Annotated in this window: 15 protein-coding genes; 8 read left to right on the top strand and 7 right to left on the bottom strand. The window is 72.3% G+C overall.

Annotation, left to right across the window (positions count from 1 at the left end):
* Positions 1–17 precede the first annotated feature (17 nt).
* Positions 18–656, bottom strand: coding sequence for a futalosine hydrolase (locus AB0M79_RS17985; RefSeq protein WP_364214531.1), 639 nt, complete (start codon positions 654–656; stop codon positions 18–20).
* Positions 653–2419: an MFS transporter gene (locus tag AB0M79_RS17980; RefSeq protein WP_364214528.1), complete on the bottom strand. Its 1767-nt coding sequence runs from the start codon at positions 2417–2419 to the stop codon at positions 653–655. The genes AB0M79_RS17985 and AB0M79_RS17980 overlap by 4 nt, the downstream gene beginning before the upstream one ends.
* On the opposite strand from AB0M79_RS17980, the gene AB0M79_RS17975 reads away from it, so the two are divergent.
* Positions 2409–3350 (top strand): DUF3027 domain-containing protein, encoded by a 942-nt coding sequence (locus tag AB0M79_RS17975; protein WP_364214525.1) that lies wholly within the window; start codon positions 2409–2411, stop codon positions 3348–3350. The genes AB0M79_RS17980 and AB0M79_RS17975 overlap by 11 nt on opposite strands.
* A gap of 19 nt (positions 3351–3369) precedes the next feature.
* Here AB0M79_RS17975 and AB0M79_RS17970 read toward each other — a convergent pair whose 3' ends face one another.
* On the bottom strand, positions 3370–3576 hold the full coding sequence (locus AB0M79_RS17970) for a DUF2530 domain-containing protein (protein WP_357538486.1): 207 nt from the start codon (positions 3574–3576) through the stop codon (positions 3370–3372).
* A gap of 180 nt (positions 3577–3756) precedes the next feature.
* On the opposite strand from AB0M79_RS17970, the gene AB0M79_RS17965 reads away from it, so the two are divergent.
* The 6 genes from AB0M79_RS17965 to AB0M79_RS17940 all read left to right on the top strand — a co-directional run bounded on the left by AB0M79_RS17965 (position 3757) and on the right by AB0M79_RS17940 (position 9182).
* Complete coding sequence (locus tag AB0M79_RS17965; protein WP_364214522.1) at positions 3757–5223, top strand: NCS2 family permease; 1467 nt, start codon at positions 3757–3759, stop codon at positions 5221–5223.
* A gap of 106 nt (positions 5224–5329) precedes the next feature.
* Positions 5330–5779, top strand: a complete 450-nt coding sequence (locus AB0M79_RS17960; protein WP_364214519.1) for a MarR family transcriptional regulator — start codon at positions 5330–5332, stop codon at positions 5777–5779.
* Between the two features lie 72 nt (positions 5780–5851).
* Positions 5852–7159, top strand: a complete 1308-nt coding sequence (locus tag AB0M79_RS17955; RefSeq protein ID WP_364214516.1) for an MFS transporter — start codon at positions 5852–5854, stop codon at positions 7157–7159.
* A gap of 12 nt (positions 7160–7171) precedes the next feature.
* Positions 7172–7924: a maleylpyruvate isomerase family mycothiol-dependent enzyme gene (locus tag AB0M79_RS17950; RefSeq protein ID WP_364214513.1), complete on the top strand. Its 753-nt coding sequence runs from the start codon at positions 7172–7174 to the stop codon at positions 7922–7924.
* A 65-nt stretch (positions 7925–7989) separates the two neighbouring features.
* The gene (locus AB0M79_RS17945) at positions 7990–8484 is read left to right on the top strand and encodes a hypothetical protein (protein ID WP_364214510.1); all 495 of its coding nucleotides are present in this window, start codon (positions 7990–7992) and stop codon (positions 8482–8484) included.
* Positions 8481–9182: a 2'-5' RNA ligase family protein gene (locus AB0M79_RS17940; protein WP_364214507.1), complete on the top strand. Its 702-nt coding sequence runs from the start codon at positions 8481–8483 to the stop codon at positions 9180–9182. The genes AB0M79_RS17945 and AB0M79_RS17940 overlap by 4 nt, the downstream gene beginning before the upstream one ends.
* A 20-nt stretch (positions 9183–9202) precedes the next feature.
* Here AB0M79_RS17940 and AB0M79_RS17935 read toward each other — a convergent pair whose 3' ends face one another.
* From AB0M79_RS17935 to AB0M79_RS17920, 4 genes are all read right to left on the bottom strand, one after another.
* Positions 9203–10189, bottom strand: a complete 987-nt coding sequence (locus AB0M79_RS17935) for an aldo/keto reductase (RefSeq protein ID WP_364214504.1) — start codon at positions 10187–10189, stop codon at positions 9203–9205.
* Between the two features lie 180 nt (positions 10190–10369).
* On the bottom strand, positions 10370–11449 hold the full coding sequence (sepH, locus tag AB0M79_RS17930) for a septation protein SepH (protein ID WP_364214501.1): 1080 nt from the start codon (positions 11447–11449) through the stop codon (positions 10370–10372).
* Positions 11450–11690: 241 nt separating this feature from the next.
* The gene (gene serC, locus AB0M79_RS17925) at positions 11691–12818 is read right to left on the bottom strand and encodes a phosphoserine transaminase (protein WP_364214498.1); all 1128 of its coding nucleotides are present in this window, start codon (positions 12816–12818) and stop codon (positions 11691–11693) included.
* 258 nt (positions 12819–13076) lie between these two features.
* Positions 13077–14183, bottom strand: coding sequence for a citrate synthase 2 (locus AB0M79_RS17920; protein ID WP_364214495.1), 1107 nt, complete (start codon positions 14181–14183; stop codon positions 13077–13079).
* A gap of 245 nt (positions 14184–14428) precedes the next feature.
* On the opposite strand from AB0M79_RS17920, the gene pdxH reads away from it, so the two are divergent.
* The gene (pdxH, locus tag AB0M79_RS17915) at positions 14429–15091 is read left to right on the top strand and encodes a pyridoxamine 5'-phosphate oxidase (RefSeq protein WP_364214492.1); all 663 of its coding nucleotides are present in this window, start codon (positions 14429–14431) and stop codon (positions 15089–15091) included.
* Positions 15092–15123 lie beyond the last annotated feature (32 nt).

Here is a 15123-nt window from a genome sequence, read left to right as displayed (position 1 = left end):
GCCCGGCGCGGCGGTTGTCAGGCGAGCCGGGTGGCGGCGGTGGTGAGGGCGTCGAACGCCTCCCGCATCCGCCACGCGGCCCGGTCGCGCGGCCCGATCGGGTTCGAGACCGTACGCAGCTCGGCGAAGGGAACACCGGCACCGGCGGCGGCACACGCGACGCCGTACCCCTCCATGGCCTCGGCCACGGCGTCGGGGTGCCGGGCGGCCAGGGCTTTTGCCGAGTCGGCGCTGCCGGTGACGGTCCCGACGGTGAGTACCGCGCCGACGGCGGCGGCGGGCAGCGCCCGGCGCAGCGCCGCCAGCAGCGGCGGGTGGACCGGCGCGACGGTCTCGCCGAAGCCCAGCTCGTCGAGGGGGATGAAGCCGTCGGGCGACTCGGCGCCGAGGTCGGCGGCGATGCTGCGGTCGGCCAGTACGGTGCCGCCGACCTCGACCCGGTCGGTGAACCCGCCCGCGATCCCGGCGCAGATCACCGCCGTGTACGGCCGTCCGGCGCCCTCGGCGAGGGCGAGCAGCCGGGCGGTGCCCGCGGCGGCGGCCGCCGGCCCGACCCCGACCGGGGTGACGGTCACGGCGGCGTCGCCCAGCCCGGCGCGTACGGCGGCGGCCTCGGCCTCGACGGCGGTGACCACCAGCAGGCGGTCGGCGATCATGCCGGCCCCCGTGATTCGCGGCTGGTCTCGTCGTCGCCGGTGCCGGGCCGGGGGACGGCCGACGAGGGGCGGTAGATGTGGTAGCCGGGCGGGGCGGTGGCCTCGGGCCGCTCGACGGGGGTGGTCGGCCGGTCGCCGGCGGACTGGGTCGGCGTTCGGGGCGTCTTCTCGAGCCGGGTGGGTGGATCGTCGGGCGCGGTCTTCGCCGGTTCCCTGGCGGCGGCCTTCTTGCGGATGAACATCCTCCTGATGCCGCTGGCTTCCCGGTTCGGCCCGGGGCTGTCCGGCTCCTTCCCGGCCGTGGGGGCGGCCGGGGCCGGCTTCTCGGCGTCACGGTCGGGGGTGGGTGGCGTCGGCGGGTCCGCGGTGTCGGCCGGATCTTCGGCGTCGGCCGTCGGCCGGCCCTGCAGCCTCTCGGCCCGCAGCCGGCAGGCGACGAACACGGCGCGGGCGGCGGCGAGTACACCGATCCCGGCGACCACGCCGATGCCGACCCGGCCGTCGAACGGGATCAGGCCGACCGCGCCACCGGCGACGAAGGCGAGCATGAGCACGGTTTCGGAGTGGGCGAAGGCGCTGGCCCGCATCCGCTCCCGGACCCGTTCCTGGATCGAGGCGTCGACGGCGAGCTTGGCGATACCGCTCATCACGGCGCTGGTCAGGCACAGCAGGGCGACCATCAGCAGCGAGAACTTGATCGTGGCGAGGATCGCGACACCGGCGACGATGACCAGCCCGCTCGACTGCAGCGCGAGCGGGTGGTGGATGCGTAGCCGGGTCCCGATCGCGGTGGCCAGGAAGGTGCCGACGGCGAGCGCGGCACCGACCAGGCCGAGGGCGGCCTCGTCGCCGAGGTCGCGGCCGAACACCACCGTGGTCAGGTCACCGGCCTTGATCGCGAAGGCCAGGAAGAGGAGCAGGAAACCGTAGAGGGCACGCAGGCTGGCGCTGCCGATCAGGGCGGCGAGGACCAGCCGGCCGGACAGCACCCGTTCGCCCCGACCCCGGCGGAAGCCGAGGATCTGCCAGGCCCGGGGCACCGTCTCCGGGGGATCGGAGTCGGCGCGCGGCGGCAGCCGCAGCGCGATCACCATGCCGACGAGGAAGATCACCGAGGCGACTCGCAGTGGCCATTGTGGACCGAACCAGAACGCGGCCAGGCCGAGCGGGGCCACCACGGCGCCCGCGATCGTGCCGTAGACGCTGGCCCGGGCGCCGGCCTGGGACAGGCCGAGCTTCTCCGGCAGCAGCCGGGGCACGGCCGCCGACCGGGCGACGCCGTAGGCCCGGGACAGGGCGAGCACCCCGAAGGCGGCCGGATAGAGCCCGAAGCCGTGGATGTAGTCGGAGATCAACCAGGCGAGGAACGCCCGACCGAGCATGGTCGCCGCCAGCGCGTAGCGCCGGCCGTGCCGGAAGTGGTCGAGCAGCGGACCGACCACCGGGGCGAGCAGCGCGAACGGGACCATGGTGACCAGCAGGTAGAGGGCGACCTTGCTGCGGGCCTCGCCGAGCGGCGCGTTGAAGAAGATCGTGCCGGCCAGTCCGATCGCGATGAGCGTGTCGCCGGCGCAGGACACGGCGTGCAGGTCGAAGAGGCGGACCATCCCGGGTTCGCCGCCGGCGCCCTTCTCGCGTATCCGGCCGACCCGGCGGGTCGCCCAGCGCCCGCCGCTGACCGAACCTCTGGCGAGCACGCGGGTGCCGCGGAACGCGGAACCGATGGTGCGCCCGAGCGACGGGAAGAGCGGCATGCCTCCCATCCTCGCCCATCCGATGGGTCTTCGTCCCATCCGGCAGCGGATCGGATCGGGGAGTGCCTGTCGACGATCGGCCGGCATGAGGAACAATGTCTGTGTGACCAGGACGACCACCCGCGCCGCCCGCCTCGACCAGGTCTGTGCCTCTGCCGTCGACGTGGCCCGCGCCGCCATCACCGAGGTCGAGCCGGAGGGGGTCGGCGTCCACCTGGAGGCGGTCGTCGAGGGTGATCGGCTGGTCACCCACCTGTTCGAGTGCCTGCTGCCCGGTTACCGGGGCTGGCGCTGGGCGGTCACCGTCACCCGGGTGGCCCGCAGCAAGCACGTGACGGTCTGCGACACCGTGCTGCTGCCCGGTGCCGACGCGCTGCTCGCCCCCGGCTGGCTGCCCTGGCACGAGCGGCTCCAGCCCGGTGACCTGGGCGTCGGTGACCTGCTGCCGACCGCGCCCGACGACGAGCGGCTGGCCCCGGGCTATCTGGAGTCGGACGACCCCGCGGTCGAGGAGGTCTCCTGGGAGCTGGGCCTCGGCCGGGCGCGGGTGCTGTCCCGCGAGGGCCGTGCCGACACCGGCCAGCGTTGGTACGACGGCGACCACGGTCCGGAAGCGCCGATCTCGGTCGCCGCGCCCCGCACCGCCCGCTGTGGGTCGTGCGGGTTCTACCTGCCGCTGGCCGGCTCGATGCGGCTGCTGTTCGGGGCCTGCGCCAACGTCTACGCCCCCGACGACGGCCGGGTGGTCAGTGCCGATCACGGCTGCGGTGCCCACTCGGAGACGCTGACCGACGTCGCCCCGACGCCGGTCGACGAACTGCCGACCGTCTACGACGACAGCGAGGTCGAGGCGGTGCCGGTGTACGTGGCCGCCGCTCCGGCCACGACCGGCGGTCCGGTCGCCGAGGACGAGCCGGCCGAGCCGTACGGGCACGGCTGACCGGAGCCGGCCGGCCGGGTCAGCCGGCCGCGGCGCGGCGGCGCCGCCGGTTGGCGTCGTGTTTCATCATCACCGCCAGGCCGGGAAAGCCCATCAGGAAGCCGGCGAGGCAGGTCCAGAGCCAGTCGGTGTGCCCCTGATCGGCCAGCCAGCCGCGGAAGAAGACCAGCAGGACCAGGCCGGCGACCGCCCACGCCACGATGCCGGCCACCGCGAAGGGGACCATCGGCGGGTCGAGCGGCTCGGGCTTGGGGCGGTCGGACACGAGGGCCAGCCTACTGCGCCGGCTCCCGGCTCCCTGGTCGCCGCGCGAAGATCGAAGATCGTAACGGGCGCGAATTTCCCTGGAAACGCCTGATCTGCGATTATGCGCGCGGCATCATGTGACCAGTGCGGTGAGGACCAGATGGACAAACGCCCGACGGGCACCGGGACGACCGTTGCCCGTAACCGCTTCGACCGCTTTTTCGAGATCTCCGCGCGTGGCTCGACGCTGAGCCGGGAGGTCCGTGGCGGTCTGGCGACCTTCTTCACGATGGGGTACATCGTCGTACTCAACCCGTTGATCCTCGGCAACGCGGTCGACGGCGACGGCCGGCGGCTCGCCATGGCGGCGATCGCGGCGGCGACCGCCCTGGTCGCCGGGGTGATGACGATCCTGATGGGGGTCGCCGCCCGCTTCCCACTGGCACTGGCCGCCGGTCTCGGCGTCAACGCGCTGGTCGCATACGAGATCGCGCCGCAGATGACCTGGGCCGACGCGATGGGGCTGGTGGTCATCGAGGGGGTGCTGATCGGCATCCTGGTGCTGACCGGCCTGCGTACGGCGGTGTTCCGGTCGGTTCCGGTCCAGCTGAAGACCGCCATCGGGGTCGGCATCGGCCTGTTCCTGACCATCATCGGCCTGGTCGACTCCGGTTTCGTCCGGCGTGTTCCCGATATCGCGAACACCACCGTCCCGGTCGGCCTCGGCATCAACGGCAGGTTGGTGAGCTGGCCGGCGCTGGTGTTCGTCCTCGGCCTGCTGCTGACCCTGGTGCTGGTCGTACGCCGGGTCAAGGGCGCGATCCTGATCGGCATCTTCGCCACGACCCTGCTGGCGATCGTCGTCGAGGCCGTGGCGAAGGTGGGCCCGTCGGTCGTGAACGGCGTACCGAACCCGAAGGGCTGGTCGCTGAACGTGCCGGCGGTGCCGGAGACCGTGGTCGACGTTCCGGACCTGTCGCTGCTGGGGCACTTCAACGTGCTCGGCTCGTGGGAACGGGCCGGCTGGCTGGTCGCCCTGATGTTCGTCTTCACCCTCCTCATCACGGACTTCTTCGACACGATGGGGACGATGGTCGCGGTGGGGCAGGAGGGCAACCTGCTCGACGACAAGGGCATGCCACCGCGTACCCGGGAGATCCTGCTGGTCGACTCGGTCGCCGCGGCGGCCGGTGGCGCGGCGAGCGTATCGAGCAACACGTCGTACATCGAGAGTGCGGCCGGTGTCGCGGAGGGGGCCCGGACCGGGGCCGCCAACCTGGTCACCGGCGGGCTGTTCCTGCTGGCGATGTTCTTCGCGCCGCTGGTGGTGGTCGTGCCGTTCGAGGCGGCGTCGACCGCGCTGATCGTGGTCGGCTTCCTGATGATGACGACGATCCGCACGATCGACTGGTCCGACTACGAGATCGCGATCCCGGCGTTCCTGACCATCGTGCTGATGCCGTTCACATACTCGATCTCCAACGGCATCGGCGCTGGCGTGATCACGTACGTCCTGCTCAAGGTCGTCCGTGGTAAGGCCCGCGAGGTGCATCCGCTGCTGTACGGGGTGGCCGTGCTGTTCGTCGTGTACTTCATGCGTGGCCCGGTCGAGGCGCTGATCTACTAGCGGGTTTTCCGACGTACCGTGCCCGGTGGCCTCCGCCGGGCACGGTACGGTGACGGCTGTCATATCGAGTGGTCGTTAGCATCGCTCATTAGTTAGGCTAACGATCGTGACGGAGCGGACGGTGATGGCGAAGCGTTTGCCGCCGGCGCAGTTGGCGACTCTCCTGCGCGACGCGATCACCCGGCTCAACCGACGGGTCCGGCAGACCCGCCCGGTCGGCGACCTCACCGCGACCCAGCTCTCCGCGCTCATCAGTCTCGAACTGGCGGGCGCGCTGACCCCGCGCGAACTGGCCGACACCGAACGGGTCCAGCCGCCGACGATGACCAGGATCGTCGCCAAGCTGGAGGAGCGTGGCCTCGTGGGCCGCACGCCCCACCCGACGGACGGCCGGCAGGTCATCCTCGCGGTGACCGAGGCCGGGCGGGACATGCTCGACCAGATCGAGCGGGCCCGCGACGAGTGGCTCGCCAGCAGGCTCGCGGAACTGACCGCGGCCGAGCGCGAGACGCTGTCGAGCGCCGCCGAGATCCTGCGGAGGATCGCGCGCGCCTGACGGCGCGTCGGGGCCTCGGATCTGCTTCGTCCACTGTGGATGACGCGTACGATCTGAGGAGGCGCACCCCGAGTGCGGGCAAAGCTGAGCAGCACGTTCCAGTCCCTGACGGTCCGCAACTACCGGCTCTTCGCGATCGGTCAACTGATCAAGCTGATCGGCGTCTGGGTGATGTTCATCGCCCAGGACTGGCTGGTCCTCGAACTCTCCGGCGATTCGGCGACCGCCCTCGGTGTCGTGGTCGCCCTCCAGTTCGCGCCGGTACTCCTGCTGACGCTGCTCTCCGGGCGGCTCGCCGACCGTTACGACAAGCGGATGCTGCTCCTGGTGGCCAACGCGACCTGGACGGTGCTCGCCCTGGCGATGAGCCTGCTGGTGGTCACCGGGGTCGTCCAGCTCTGGCACGTCTTCGTCTTCGCCGGCCTGCTCGGTGTGGCCAACGCGGTGGAGACCCCGGTCCGTCAGGCGTTCGTGTCCGAACTCGTCGGCACCACCCTGCTGCCGAACGCCCTCGCCCTCTCGTCGGCCACGTTCAACTCGGCCCGGGTCCTCGGACCGGCGCTGGCCGGCGTGGCCATCGCGGTCTTCGACGTCGGCCCGGTCTTCCTGGTGAGCGCGGTCGCCACCGTCGCCCCGCTCGTCGGCCTGCTGCGGATGCGCAGCGCCGAGCTGCACCGCGCCGACCTGCTGCCGATCGGCGAACGTGACAACGCCAAGGTGGTCGACGGGCTGCGGTACGTCGCCCGGCGACCCGACCTGCTGCTGCCGATGGCGCTCATGTCGATCATCGGGATGGTCCTCTTCAACTTCCAGATCACCCTGGCCGCCCTCGCCAAGACCGTCTTCAACACCGGTGCGGCCACCTTCGGCGTGTTCACCACCATGCTCGCGCTCGGCTCGCTGGCCGGCGCCCTGGCCGGCAGCACCCGCCGGGAGCGGCCGTCGGTGTGGCTGGTGCTCGGCGCCGCGGTCGGCTGTGCGATCTTCGGCACCCTGGTCGGCCTGGCGCCGACGTACTGGCTGGTCGTGCTCCTGCTGCTGCCCGCCGGCTTCTTCATGATCTTCTTCGCGCAGGCGTCCAACCAGCGGGTCCAGCTCGGCGTCGACGCCGCCTTCCGGGGCCGGGTCATGGCCCTGTGGGTGCTGGTCTTCCTGGGCACCAACCCGGTCGGCGCCCCGCTGATCGGTTGGGTCGCCGAGACGTACGGCGCGGCGGCGAGCATCTGGCTCGGCGGCCTGATCTCCCTGGCCGTGGCGCTGCTGGCGCTCGCCTGGCAGCTGCACCGGACCGGTGCCCGCCTCCGGCTGCGGATCCGCCCGCTGCCCGCGTTCTACGTGGTGCCGGCGGCAAAATCCGAGCCGGCTGTCACACCCGTCTGATTGTCTGTCCCGATGCAGAACACCCGCTACCTGGAGTGCCTGGCGAGCGACTACCGCCGGCTGCGCGAGGTCGTCACCGGCGGGCCGCTCGACGCGGTCGTACCGAGCTGCCCCGACTGGTCGATGGCCGATCTCGCCCGGCACGTCGCGCAGGTCTACCTGCACAAGACCGAGTGCATGCGGCACGGGGTCGAGCCCGAGTCGTGGCCGCCGGACCTCGCCGGCGAGGAGCCGATCGCCCTGCTCGACCGGGCCTACGCCGCGCTGACCCACGAGCTCACCAGCCGGTCGCCGGACGCTCCGGCCGCCGGCTGGTACGAGCCGGACCCGACCGTCGGCTTCTGGATCCGCCGGATGGCGCAGGAGACGGTCGTGCACCGGATCGACGCCGAGCTGGCGGCCGGCGTGCCGTCCGCGACCGTCCCCGACGATCTCGCCGTCGACGGCATCGACGAGGTGCTCGAGGTTTGCCTGGCCTACGCCACCCGCAGCTGGCCGGAATACTTCACCGAACTGATGGTGGGTAACGACGGGCGTGGGGTGGTCGTGGCAGGTGGCGGGAGCAGGTGGCTGGTCCGCTTCGACCGTGACGTCGTCACGGTGCGGCCGGCGAGCACCGACGAGGCGGACGCCCGGGTCAGCGGCGATCCCGACGCCGTCCTACGGTGGTTGTGGCGACGGGTCGACGACGACGCCGTCCGGATCGAAGGTGAAAAGGACCTGGTCGTCCGGCTCCGTCAGCTTCTCGGAGTCGCCACCCTGTAACGGATGAAGCCGATCCGACGGTGGACGTCCGCTCCGCCGTCCCGTGCCGAAGGTTGTGGCCCCTCGTGGACGCCCTGGTGTTGCCACTGGCGCTGCTCTCCGTGCTGTGCCTGCCGGCGGTCGTGGCGGCGCTCATCTGCGCCGACGAGATGATCGACCGGCTGACCGCCCGGCTCGTCGCGCGCCGCCGGGCCCGGCGCGAGCGACGTACGGTCGCCCGGCTCGAACAGGATGCCGGCCCGGGCGCGATCACATCCGCCCGGGCGGTCGCCGGCCCCTTCCGGCAGGTGCCCATCGAGCAGCTCGCGGCCGACCTGCGCCGGCTCGCGGTGCAGCGGCGCTACCTGGGCAGCGAGAGCCTGCTGTGGCGCAGCGCGTTCGCGCAGGCATACGACGACCGGCTGCGGATGGCGAGCCAGAGCCTCGGCATCGCCCAGCACCTCGATGAACTCGCTGGCTTCGATCTCGACATCGAGCGGATCCGGGTGGAGGGCGAACTGGCGGCCGCCGGCCTGATGCTGCCGGCCGCCACCACCTGGCAGCGGCGTGAGCCGAGGTGAGACTCTTCGTCGCCCTCTACCCACCGCCCGACGTGGTCAGGCACATCGGCGCGTACGTCGACGGGCTGCGGATCGGCCGGGCCACCGCCGACGGGGTGAACGTACGCCTCGCCAACGCCGACAACCTGCACGTCACCCTTGCCTTCCTCGGCGATGTCGACGAGGGGCGGCTACCGGACGTACGGGCGGTGCTGGACCGGGCGGCACCGGGCTGGCGTGAGCCGTCCCGCCGGCGTGGAACCCGCCGGCCGGACCGGTCCGACCGCTGGCGCCACCCACCGGAGCCGGCGCCCGAGTCCGACCTGGCGGTGGGGCCGGTGCCGGCGGGTGGTGTGGCGGCGGTGGCCGGTGGGCCGGTGGCGCGACTGCGGCTGGCCGGCGGTGGCCGCTTCGGCCGTGGCCGATTCACCGTGCTGTGGGCCGGGCTGGACGGCGACGTCGATGCGTTGTACCTGGTCAGCGGCGCGGTCCGGAGCGAACTCAGGCGGTCCCGGCTGCCGTACGACCGGCGGCTGCTGCGGCCGCACCTGACCCTGGCCCGGCCGGGGGAGTGGCTGTCCCGGGCGGCCGTCGACGCCGACCTCGCCGACCTGGCCGGATACGTCGGCCCGTGGTGGCCGCTGGCCGAGATGGTGCTGGTGGCTAGCCATCTCGGCCCGCGACCGACGTACGACCGGCTCGGTTCGTGGCCGCTGTGACCGGCGGCCGGGCGGTGTGACTACCAGGCCCACGCCTCCGGGCCGGGGCCGCCCTTGCCGACCGGCGGGAAGAGTTCGTCGAGCCGGGCCAGCACGTCGTCGGAGAGGCTGACGTCGAGCGCGCCGAGTGACTTGTCGAGCTGCTCGACCGTACGCGGCCCGATGATCGGTGCGGTGACGCCGGGGCGGGAGAGCAGCCAGGCCAGGGCCACGTCGGCGGGGTCGTGGCCGAGGTCGGCGCAGAGCTTCTCGTACGCCTCGACGGTGGGCCGGTGCTCGGCCAGTGTCTCGGCCGCCCGGCCGCTCTTGGCCCGCTCCGCCCCACCCTCGGCCAGCTTGCGGATTGCACCGCCGAGCAGTCCGCCGTGCAGCGGCGACCACGGGATGATGCCGATGCCGTAGTGCTGGGCCGCCGGGATCACCTCCAGCTCGATATGCCGGGTGAACAGGTTGTAGATCGCCTGCTCGGAGACCAGACCGAGGAAGTTGCGGCGGGTGGCCGACTCCTGGGCGGCGGCGAGGTGCCAGCCGGCGAAGTTGGACGAACCGACGTAGAGCACCTTGCCCTGGTCGACCAGGGTCTGCATGGCCTGCCAGATCTCCTCCCACGGCGTGCTGCGGGAGACGTGGTGCATCTGGTAGAGGTCGATGGTGTCGGTCTGCAGCCGGCGCAGCGAGTCTTCGCAGGCCCGGATGATGTGCCGGGCGGACAGCCCCTGCTCGTTGGGCCAGTCGCCCATCCGGCCGTACACCTTGGTGGCCAGCACGACCTTCTCGCGCCGCCCGCCGCCCTGGGCCAACCAGCGGCCGATGATCTGCTCGGTGATGCCCTCGCCGGTCTTCCAGCCGTAGACGTTGGCGGTGTCGTAGAAGTTGAGCCCGTGCTCCAGCGCCCGGTCCATGATGGCGAAGCTGTCGGGTTCGGTGGTCTGCGGTCCGAAGTTCATCGTGCCGAGGCAGAGCCGGCTCACGGACAGGCCGGTGCGTCCGAGGTTGGTGTAGTCCATGTCACTCACCCTGTCACGGGTGGACTTCGAGTGCCTAGCGCTCCAGGCTCGGCGCCGATCAAGGCCCAATCGTGGCTGAGGCGGGGCGAGATGCCCGAAGTATCCCCTTGATCAGCGCGGACCTGGGCTGATCGGCGCGGCTCGGGCGCCGCGAGTTTGGGCCGCGCCGCAGCGCGGTGGTCAGGAGCTTTCGCGGGCTGCCGGGCCGCTGCCGAACAGGACGTCGTCCCAGCTCGGCAGGCGCTTGCGCGACTTGCCCGGAGCGTCGGTGGCCTCGCTCGCCGCAGCGGCACCGCCCGTGGTGCGACGTGGCCGCAGCACCGCCAGCGACGGCACCGCGGGCACCTCCTTCGGCAGGTCGGCGTCGTCGTCGAAGGCGGAGCCGGCACCGCCGCCACCGAGCAGCGCCGCGGCACCGCCGGCCACCGGCCGTTGGCGGGGCTGGTCGGTGGCGGCCGCCGGGTCGAGCCCGCGCCCCGGGCTGGGGCTGAGCGGGCGGTCCAGGGAGGCGAGCAGCGCGTCGCGTCCGGCCCGGATCGGGTCCCGGGTCGGGCGGGTGTGGTCGGCGGGCGCCGCGGTCGGCAGGCCGTGCCCGCCCCGGCTCGGCTCGCCGCGCGACGGGCCGGGCAGCGCGTGACCGCCCCGCTCGGTGGTCGGCTCGTGCCCCAGGATCTGGGTGGGCCGCTCGGCACACAGGTATTGCGCCATGTCGTCGTGTGGTGCGACGACCTGGCGGGTCTTGTCGAGCTCCCAGATCGCCTGGGCGGTCGCCTTGCCCGACGGCCAGGTGGCGACGATCCGCCAGGTGCCGTCGTCGCGGCGGTAGGCGTCCCAGGAGATCTTCTCGGTGTCGATGCCGTGCTGGGCCAGCCGGCTGTCGACGACCTCGGCGAGCGGGGCGTTCTTGTCGGAGTTCTTCAGCCGGGTGCGGCGCGCGTGCTGGGCCAGCATCGCCCGCTCCTGGAGCACCGGGCCGGCGTAGCGCAGCACCCGGTCGACCGGCACCCCGGCGATGCGGGCGACGTCGTCGGCGGACTCACCGGACCGGATCCGGGCCTGGATGTCGCGTGGCGACAGCGAGGGCGTCAGGTCGCTCGGCGGCATCGCCACGGTGAGACTGGCGCCGCCACTGCCCGAGTCGGCATGTAGGACCGTGGACACCCGCTCGTCGATGGGCAGCGCAAGAAGGCGACCCACCTCGTCGGCGAGCACCATGGCCTGGCCGTCCTCGGAGAGGGCGACGAAGCGTACTGGGCGCATCGCGTTGCCTCCGTCCCGCTGCGCTGGCCGCTGCGACCCGGGCCGTCGCCCCGGTCACCGACGCCCCGGGCCAGCCACGCCCGAGCGTCCTTGAAACAAGGTACGCCGGTCGGTCACCCGATGGGAGTAGGCCACGCCGACCGATGTGAGCTGGGTTTCCGTCAGAGCCGACGGGCGGTGGGGGCACCAGCGCGGGTGCTCCCACCGCCGCGTACGGCGTCGTTCTGGTGCGGGAAGCGGGTCAGAGCCGCTCGACGACGTAGTCGATGCTCTTGGTCAGCGCCTCGACGTCGGCCGGGTCGACGGCCGGGAAGAGCGCCACCCGGAGCTGGTTGCGGCCCAGCTTGCGGTAGGGCTCGGTGTCGACGATGCCGTTGGCCCGCAGCGCCTTGGCCACCGCCGCCGCGTCGACGCCCTCGGCGAAGTCGATCGTGGCCACGACGTTGGAGCGCAGACCCGGGTCGGTGACGAACGGGGTGGCCACCGACGACCGCTCGGCCCAGCCGTAGACGGTCGCCGCGCTCTCGGCGGTGCGCTTGGCCGCCCAGGACAACCCGCCCTGTGCGTTCATCCAGTCGGTCTGCTCCGCGGCCAGGAAGATCGTCGCCAGCGCGGGGGTGTTGTACGTCTGCTCCAGCCGCGAGTTGTCGATCGCGGTGACCAGGTCGAGGAAGGCCGGAATGTAGCGGCCGGATTCCTTGATCTCGGTGGCCCGGGCGAGCGCGGCCGGCGACATCAGCGCGATCCAGATGCCGCCGTCGGAGCCGAAGCACTTCTGCGGGGCGAAGTAGTAGACGTCGGTCTCGGCGACGTCGACGTCGAGACCGCCGGCGCCGGACGTGGCGTCGACCAGCAGCAGCGCGTCGTCGTCGGCACCGGCCACCCGCCGGATCGGCACCGCCACGCCGGTGGAGGTCTCGTTGTGCGGGGTCGCGTAGACGTCGACGCCCGCCTCGGCGGTCAGTGCCGGGGCCGAGCCCGGCTCGGCCTTGTGGACCGACGGGTCACCGAGGAACGGCGCGTCCTTGACCGCCTTGACGAACTTGGCCCCGAACTCGCCGAAGCTCGCGAACTGGGCCCGGTCGCGGACCAGTCCGAACGCCGCGACCTCCCAGAACGCGGTGGTGCCGCCGTTGCCGAGGACCACCTCGTAGCCCTCGGGCAGGCCGAAGAAGTCGGTGAGGCCGCGCCGAAGGCGGGCGACCTGGTCCCGGACCGTCTTCTGCCGGTGGGAGGTGCCGAGGTACGTCGTGGCCACGTCGGCGAGCGCCGAAACTGCCTCGGGACGCACCTTGGAGGGCCCGCAGCCGAACCGGCCGTCGGCGGGCTTGATCTCGTCGGGGATCCGGATGGTCGAAACGTCAGCCACGGTTATCGAAGATCCTCTCGGGTGGGCGGCTAGCCCCATTTGAGCTGGCAGAAGCCTGTCGAGCTGGCGCGGGCCAGTCGGTCTGGCGGGAATACCCGGCGGCGTTGCCGAGCCCCCATCCTTCCACCTTCACAGGTGCCGGCCAGGTGTGATCCCGCCGGTGGAGGTGAGTCGTCCAACACATCCGGTGAACACGGGTCGGGGCGCCCGCCGCCCGGCCGGTGGCCGGGCAGGGGCGCCCCGATGCGACGGATACGGTCAGACGCCGTGCGGGATGGCGTCCCAGCCCTCGACGTCGGTGGGCTTGCGCGGCCCCGGTCCGACGTACGTGGCCGACGGGCGGACCAGCCGACCGAGTGCCTTCTGCTCCAGGATGTGCGCGCTCCAGCCGCCCATCCGGGCGCAGGTGAACATGGAGGTGAACATGTGCGCCGGCACCTCGGCGAAGTCGAGCACGACGGCCGACCAGAACTCGACGTTGGTGGCGAGCACCCGGTCGGGCTTGCGGTTGTGCAGTTCCTCCAGGGCGGCCTTCTCCAGCGCCTCGGCCACCTCGTAGCGGGGGGCGCCCAGCTCCTTCGCGGTCCGCCGCAGGACACGCGCCCGGGGGTCCTCGGCCCGGTAGACCCGGTGGCCGAAGCCCATCAGCCGCTCGCCGCGGTCGAGCACGCCCTTGACGTAGCCGGCGGCGTCGCCGCTGCGCTCGACGCCCTCGATCATGTGCAGTACGCGCGACGGCGCGCCGCCGTGCAGCGGGCCGGACAGCGCGCCGATGCCCGACGAGATGCAGGCGGCGGCGTCGGCGCCGGTGGAGGCGACCACCCGGGTGGTGAACGTGGAGGCGTTCATGCCGTGCTCGGCGGCGGAGATGAAGTAGGCGTCGACCGCCTTGACGTGGCGGGGGTCGGGCTCGCCCCGCCAGCGCTTCATGAACCGCTCGACGATCGTGGACGCCTTGTCGATCTCCTTCTGCGGCACCGCCGGTAGGCCGAGGCCGCGGGCCGACTGGGCGACGAACGACAGCGCGGTGACGGAGACCCGGGCGAGGTCGGTGCGGGCCTGCTCGTCGGAGATGTCGAGAAGCTGGGAAAGCCCCCAGTACGGGGCGAGCATGGCGACCGCCGACTGCACGTCGACCCGGATGTCGCCGGAGTGCACCGGTACGGGGAACGGTTCGGCCGGCGGCAGGCCCGGACCGAACCGGCCGTCGACCAGGAGTGCCCACACGTTGCCGAAGGAGACCTGCCCGATCAGGTCCTCGATGTCGACGCCCCGGTAGCGCAGCGCCCCGCCTTCCTTGTCGGGCTCGGCGATCTCGGTCTCGAAGGCGATCACGCCCTCCAGACCCGGCTTGAAGTCAGACATTTCGTTTCTCCTGATCTGTCTGTGCGAGCGGGTGCGGCGCTCTTCCGGCGGTGTCCGGTGGGGTCACGTCGACCCTCGGCGATGTGGTTCGTGACATCTTGCCTGGCGGGTAACTTCGGCGCGACCCACCGATGGTGTGCTGTGTGCGACATCCTCGCTGCTCACCGTGTCGTGGTGGGGTGGTTGGCGGGATCTGTCGGCCGATGGGGGACCATCCAGGCAGCTCAGTCGGGCTTCGGGAGAAGGTGGACGTGACGGGCGACACAGTATTGCCGGCCGGGATGCGGCAGGAGTACGCGGCCGAGAGAGGCCTTTCCCGTGCGGATCTGGCCGCCGACTGGCACACCCAGTTCGCCCGCTGGTTCGCCGACGCGGTCGCGTACGGCCTGCCCGAACCGAACGCGATGGTGGTCGCCACCGCCGACCCGGCGGCCCGGCCGAGTGCCCGTACGGTGCTGCTCAAGGCGTACGACGCGGCCGGACTGGTCTTCTACACCAACTACGAGTCGCGCAAGGGCGTCGAGGCGCTCGCCAACCCGTACGCGAGTCTGCTCTTCCCGTGGTTCGCCATGCAGCGGCAGGTGATCGTCTGCGGGCGGGTCGAGCCGGTCGCCCGGGCCGAGACCGAGGAGTATTTCGCCGCCCGGCCGCGCGGGTCGCAGCTCGGCGCGTGGGCCAGCCCGCAGTCGCGGGTGCTGGCCGACCGGGCCGAGCTGGACGCCGGCTACGCCGCGGTCGCCGACCGCTTCGGCGCCGGTCCGGTGCCGCCGCCACCGCACTGGGGCGGACTGCGGGTGGTGCCCGACAGCGTGGAGTTCTGGCAGGGCCGGGCCAGCCGGCTGCACGACCGGCTGCGCTACCGGCGTACCGAGGGCGGGTCGTGGACCGTCGAACGGCTCGCGCCGTGACCCGGACCGGGCGGGACGGGCGGCGCGGGGCC

The sequence above is a fragment of the Polymorphospora sp. NPDC051019 genome, assembly GCF_040683055.1.
Taxonomy (GTDB): Bacteria; Actinomycetota; Actinomycetes; order Mycobacteriales; family Micromonosporaceae; genus Polymorphospora; species Polymorphospora lycopeni.
This window is presented reverse-complemented; position numbering and strand designations above follow the sequence as displayed.